This window comes from Mycobacterium sp. (genome assembly GCF_049802695.1).
Lineage (GTDB): Bacteria > Actinomycetota > Actinomycetes > Mycobacteriales > Mycobacteriaceae > Mycobacterium.
Genome location: NZ_JBARMY010000461.1, coordinates 1 through 4,346, shown reverse-complemented (window position 1 = coordinate 4,346; position 4,346 = coordinate 1). Strand labels below are relative to the sequence as shown.

At 68.2% G+C, this 4,346-nt stretch carries 4 protein-coding genes and 1 pseudogene; 2 read left to right on the top strand and 3 right to left on the bottom strand.

Annotated features, from left to right (window positions below):
• The 3 genes and pseudogenes from WA317_RS18535 to WA317_RS18525 form a co-directional block, all read right to left on the bottom strand.
• Positions 1-979 (bottom strand): acyltransferase family protein (locus tag WA317_RS18535; protein WP_425174427.1); only part of this gene is annotated, 979 nt, incomplete at its 3' end.
• A 90-nt stretch (positions 980-1,069) separates the two neighbouring features.
• A pseudogene (gene ripD / locus WA317_RS18530) lies at positions 1,070-1,576 on the bottom strand (NlpC/P60 family peptidoglycan-binding protein RipD); the annotation flags it as partial.
• 241 nt (positions 1,577-1,817) lie between these two features.
• A complete protein-coding gene (locus WA317_RS18525; protein WP_425174426.1) occupies positions 1,818-2,315 on the bottom strand; it encodes a hypothetical protein in 498 nt (165 codons plus the stop codon).
• 89 nt (positions 2,316-2,404) lie between these two features.
• Here WA317_RS18525 and WA317_RS18520 point away from each other — a divergent pair, with 89 nt between their 5' ends.
• The gene (locus tag WA317_RS18520; RefSeq protein ID WP_425174425.1) at positions 2,405-3,721 is read left to right on the top strand and encodes an adenosylmethionine--8-amino-7-oxononanoate transaminase; all 1,317 of its coding nucleotides are present in this window, start codon (positions 2,405-2,407) and stop codon (positions 3,719-3,721) included.
• Between the two features lie 3 nt (positions 3,722-3,724).
• The coding region (locus WA317_RS18515; protein ID WP_425174424.1) for an aminotransferase class I/II-fold pyridoxal phosphate-dependent enzyme at positions 3,725-4,346 on the top strand (622 nt) is incomplete at its 3' end.

Genomic DNA, 4,346 nt, shown 5'->3' with positions numbered 1-4,346 from the left:
GGCCGGCCGCCAGCAGCCGGTTGGGCAGCGGCATCCGGCCGGCGGCGCCGGCGTCTGCTCGCCGGTTGGCTCCGGCGAGAATGAAGAGCACGGTGGCGGTGACCGGTACTAGCGCCCACGGGCCGGGGAATTCCCTCACCCCGTTGATCAGCGCTCCGCAGGACAGCACCGCGGCGAGCGCGCCGGTGGCCACCACCGTGCGCAGCCACATCGGCCAGCGGATATAGGGAACGAGCGCGCCGGCAAGGGTTCCGAGCAGCAGCTCCCAGGCCCGCGCGAAGCTGTCGTAGTAGGCGGCGGCCTGGTTGTCCGAGTGCGCGACGATCGCGTAACCGAACGAGGCCGCTGCCAGCGCGCTGAGCACGACGATGAACACCGTGCGCAAGTGACTGCTTAGTTTGCGTCGCAGCAGGTAGGCGACCCCGAACACCAGGCCGAGGAAGGCGACGTAAAACTGGCCCTGCACCGACATCGACCAGATGTGCTGCAGCGGGCTGACCGCTTCGCCGGCCCGCAGGTAGTCGGCCACCGTGTGTGCCAACAGCCAGTTCTGGTAGTAGCCCAGGCTGGCCAGGCTCTGATCGGCGAACGCCTCCCAGCGGGTCTGCGGCTGTATCAGGATCGTCAGCACCGCGCACCCGGCCAGCACGACGACCAGCGCGGGCAGTAGCCGGCGGACCAGCCGGACCAGCTCGGGCAGCGGAGACAGCGACCCTCCGGCTAGCTGGGCCGGATCCAGTGCCGCCCGCAGCACCTTGCCGCCGAAGAAGAAACCGGACAGCGCCAGGAACACGTCCACACCACCGGACACCCGCCCGAACCAAACGTGGAACATGGCGACGAGCGCGATGGCAATGCCGCGCAACCCGTCGAGGTCATGACGGTAGAAAGCCGACTTCGCCGGATGGGCTTCCGGCCCCCCCGCGCGCGCCACCGCTACCGCAGCGGGCACAGGTTTGGGCGCGGAGACGGTCATCATGATCGAAAGACAATCTACCTAACCCGCCGGATTCTGTTGCAGTGCACGCGCCGCGACGACCGCGCCGAGCCGATCGGCCGGTCAGTAGTCGATGATCCGGGTCAGGTACGGGGTCATGCTGGCGGTGCGGACCGGCGAGACCGTGACGACGGGATCGGTGGCTTCCAGCATCTGTCCGTTGCCCAGGTACATCGCGACGCTTTGGCTGCCGCCCGGCCCGAAGAAGATCAGGTCTCCGGGACGCGCCTGCGCTGGTGCGATTTTGCGGCCCGCGTTGTACTGCTCCGAGGAGGTGCGCGGCAATTTGATGCCGGCGCCGGCGAACGAGTACACCATCAAACCCGACGCGTCGAACCCCGCGGTGTTGGCGTTCACGCCGGTGCCGCGGGTGGGGCCGGCGGCGTTGCCACCGCCGTAGAGGTACGGCACCCCGCGCTGGGAGAGCCCGCGGGCGATCACGGTGTTGAGCGCCTGCTGACGGTTCACCGGCCCGGGCATGGAGTCGGCGGCCGCAACGTTCGGCTGGGTCAGTAACGGCGCCGCGAACAGAGTCAGCGTCAGCGCCACAGCGTGGATGGTTCGGTTACCGATTTTCATGTTGTCTTCCTTCCTGCGATCGGCGTGATTTACCGCGCCGGAAAACTCCTGCTCGGTGTTCGACTCCGTCGGTTCGACGAATCACTCGATCACAACAGTCACTACAGACACTCTGACAACAAATCGGAGCGCTGGCCACCGGTCGCAAAGTTGCCAGGAACTTTTTTGTCGTACCGTGACCGAACGGTGACCGGTTGGCTGCTGCCGCGCCGAATCTGAGGCGGCAGTTGTGATCTCGGTCTCAGCCAGGCAAGCGCGCGGCCACCGCCGCGCCGGGGTTCTCGTGCCAGTAGTTGTTGCTGAAAGCGGTGATCGCCGCACCCGCCACCGCTGCGCCGATGACCACCAATACAGCCAGCACCGGCCAGAAGGACATGTACCAGCCCTTCACCAGCGAGACGAGCGGGCCGATGGTGACGGCGGCGAACGCCGCGCCGACACCGCCCCACACCACCGGATAGATGTAGAAGTCGATTCCGAACGGCGCCGGGGCGCAGGTGTCGTCGGTGCAGACGTCGGCAAGAAATCCGAACAATCGCGACGGCCAGTCGGTCGTGGTCGCCAGCACTATCAGCAGCGCCATCAGAACGACCGTGCACAACACATCCCACGGAGCCAGCCGGAGCCGGATCACGCGTGGGTTTCCCGCAGCGACCTGCGCAGACTTCTCGGGCAGCGGTGCGAAGCCGGCCGGTTGGCCCGGCGATGGAACTTCGTGGGCCTGCTGCTCTCGTGCCATGAGATCCCATGCTCCCTGATGGCCCACGATTCTGCGACCGGGCGGCGCGACGCGGGCAAAACGGGTCCGCTGCTTTACCCTCGATCGTTATGCCTGCGGCGAATCCCGGGCTGACGCCCGAGCAGATCAGTGCGATCGACGCCGCCCACCTGTGGCATCCCTACAGCACGATCGGAGCTGAAGCCGTCCCGCCGGTGGTCGCGACCGGCGCACACGGCGTCTGGCTGACCGTGATGCACCAGGGTTCGCCGGTCGACGTGCTCGACGCTATGAGCTCGTGGTGGACCGCGATCCACGGGCACGGCCACCCCGTGCTGGACGCGGCGGTGGCCGCGCAGTTGAGCAGCATGAGCCATGTCATGTTCGGTGGTTTGACCCACGAACCGGCGGCCCGGCTGGCGCAGCTGCTCGTCGAGATCACCCCAGCCGATTTGGATACCGTGTTCTTCAGCGACTCCGGGTCGGTATCGGTGGAGGTCGCGGTGAAAATGGCGCTGCAGTACTGGCGCAGCCGCGGCCGGCCGGAGAAACGGCGGCTGATGACCTGGCGCGGCGGTTATCACGGTGACACCTTCACCCCGATGAGCATCTGCGACCCCGACGGCGGCATGCATTCGTTGTGGACCGACGTCCTGGCCCACCAGATCTTCGCCCCGCAGGTGCCGCGTGAGTACGACCCCGACTACAGCGCCGCCTTCGATGTGCAACTGGCCCGGCACGCCGCCGGGCTGGCGGCCGTCGTCGTCGAACCCGTCGTCCAAGGGGCCGGGGGGATGCGCTTCCACGATCCGCGCTACCTCACTGACCTGCGTGAGTCCTGCCGACGCCATGAGGTTCTGCTGATCTTCGACGAGATCGCGACCGGCTTCGGGCGGACCGGCGCGCTGTTCGCCGCCGACCACGCCGGGGTGAGCCCCGACATCATGTGTGTCGGCAAGGCGCTCACCGGCGGATACCTCAGCCTGGCCGCCACGCTGTGCACCACCGACGTCGCGCACACCATCAGCTCGGGACCGGCCGGTGCGCTGATGCACGGCCCCACCTTCATGGCCAACCCGCTGGCCTGCGCGGTGTCGGCCGCCAGTGTGGAACTGCTGCTTGCCGGTGACTGGCGGTCGTCGGTTGCCGAGATCGGCGCCGGCCTCCGCGACGGGCTCGAACCCGCGCGTGCCTTGCCGGGGGTGACCGACGTCCGCGTGTGCGGGGCGATCGGCGTCATCGAATGCGACCGGCCGGTAGACCTGGCCGTCGCCACACCGGCGGCACTTGACCTCGGGGTGTGGTTACGGCCGTTCCGACACCTGATCTACGCCATGCCGCCCTATATCTGTTCGCCCGCCGAGACCGCGCAGATCACCTCGGCAATGGTCGACGTCGCACGGGCCATCGGCTCTCGTAGGCTCTAGGCGATGAAGGCACCGATCGATGTCTCGCCGCTGGCGTGGCTGGACGAGGTGGAGCAGCAGCGGCGGCAGGCCGGGCTGCGTCGCGCGCTGCGGCCACGTCCACCTGTCAGCACCGAACTCGACCTGGCGTCCAACGACTACCTGGGTCTGTCGCGGCATCCCGACGTGATCGCCGGTGGCGTGCAGGCGTTGCGCACCTGGGGTGCCGGTGCCACCGGTTCCCGACTGGTGACCGGCGACACCGAGCTGCACCAGGAACTCGAATCGGCGCTGGCCGACTTCGTCGGCGCCGAGGCGGGCCTGGTGTTCTCCTCGGGATACACCGCCAACCTCGGCGCGGTGGTCGGGCTGTCCGGACCGCGATCCCTGGTGGTGTCCGACGCCTACTCACACGCGTCGCTGGTCGACGCGTGTCGGCTGTCACGGGCCCGGGTGGTGGTCACCCCGCATTGCGACGTCGACGCCGTCGACGCGGCGCTGGCCACCCGCGACGAGGAGCGCGCCGTCGTCGTCACCGACTCGGTGTTCTCTGCCGACGGCACTCTGGCGCCGTTAGAGCGGCTGCACGAGGTGTGCCGTCGTCACCGCGCGCTGCTGATCGTCGACGAAGCGCACGGCTTGGGGG

Excerpts from the sequence above, each read along its gene's own strand:
- WA317_RS18520 (WP_425174425.1), top strand. The coding sequence starts at position 2,405 with ATGCCTGCGGCGAATCCCGGGCTGACGCCCGAGCAGATCAGTGCGATC.
- WA317_RS18525 (WP_425174426.1), bottom strand. The coding sequence starts at position 2,315 with ATGGCACGAGAGCAGCAGGCCCACGAAGTTCCATCGCCGGGCCAACCG.